Source organism: Thermocatellispora tengchongensis (genome assembly GCF_014202315.1).
GTDB lineage: Bacteria > Actinomycetota > Actinomycetes > Streptosporangiales > Streptosporangiaceae > Thermocatellispora > Thermocatellispora tengchongensis.
Genome location: NZ_JACHGN010000061.1, coordinates 1 through 1,074, shown reverse-complemented (window position 1 = coordinate 1,074; position 1,074 = coordinate 1). Strand labels below are relative to the sequence as shown.

Genomic DNA, 1,074 nt, shown 5'->3' with positions numbered 1-1,074 from the left:
CCTGGTTGCTGTCTCAGAATCACATAGTGGACGCGAGCAAAACTGCTTTGTGGTCAAGTCCTCGGCCTATTAGTACCGGTCAGCTCCACACGTTACCGCGCTTCCACCTCCGGCCTATCAACCCGATCATCAACCGGGAGCCTTACCCCTCACGGGTGGGAGACCTCATCTCAAGGCGAGCTTCCCGCTTAGATGCTTTCAGCGGTTATCCCTTCCGAACGTAGCCAACCAGCCATGCACCTGGCGATACAACTGGCACACCAGAGGTTCGTCCGTCCCGGTCCTCTCGTACTAGGGACAGCCCCCTTCAAGTCTCCTACGCGCGCAGCGGATAGGGACCGAACTGTCTCGCGACGTTCTAAACCCAGCTCGCGTACCGCTTTAATGGGCGAACAGCCCAACCCTTGGGACCTACTCCAGCCCCAGGATGCGACGAGCCGACATCGAGGTGCCAAACCATCCCGTCGATATGGACTCTTGGGGAAGATCAGCCTGTTATCCCCGGGGTACCTTTTAGCCGTTGAGCGACACCCCATCCACACGGTGGTGCCGGATCACTAGTCCCAGCTTTCGCTCCTGCTCGACCCGTCGGTCTCACAGTCAAGCCCCCTTGTGCACTTACACTCGACACCTGATTGCCAACCAGGCTGAGGGAACCTTTGGGCGCCTCCGTTACCCTTTAGGAGGCAACCGCCCCAGTTAAACTACCCACCAGACACTGTCCCCGATCCGGATAACGGACCCGAGTTAGACATCCAAAACGACCAGAGTGGTATTTCACCAACGACTCCACCCGCACTAGCGTGCCGGCTTCACAGTCTCCCACCTATCCTACACAAGCCGCCCCAAACACCAATGTCAAGCTGTAGTGAAGGTCCCGGGGTCTTTCCGTCCTGCTGCGCGAAACGAGCATCTTTACTCGTAGTGCAATTTCACCGGGTCTGCGGTTGAGACAGCGGGGAAGTCGTTACGCCATTCGTGCAGGTCGGAACTTACCCGACAAGGAATTTCGCTACCTTAGGATGGTTATAGTTACCACCGCCGTTTACCGGCGCTTAAGTTCTCACCTTCGCC

At 57.4% G+C, this 1,074-nt stretch carries 1 rRNA gene; it reads right to left on the bottom strand.

Features of this window, described 5'->3' with window-relative positions:
- Positions 1-49: 49 nt before the first annotated feature.
- Positions 50-1,074, bottom strand: a 23S ribosomal RNA gene (locus tag HNP84_RS50890); the annotation flags it as partial.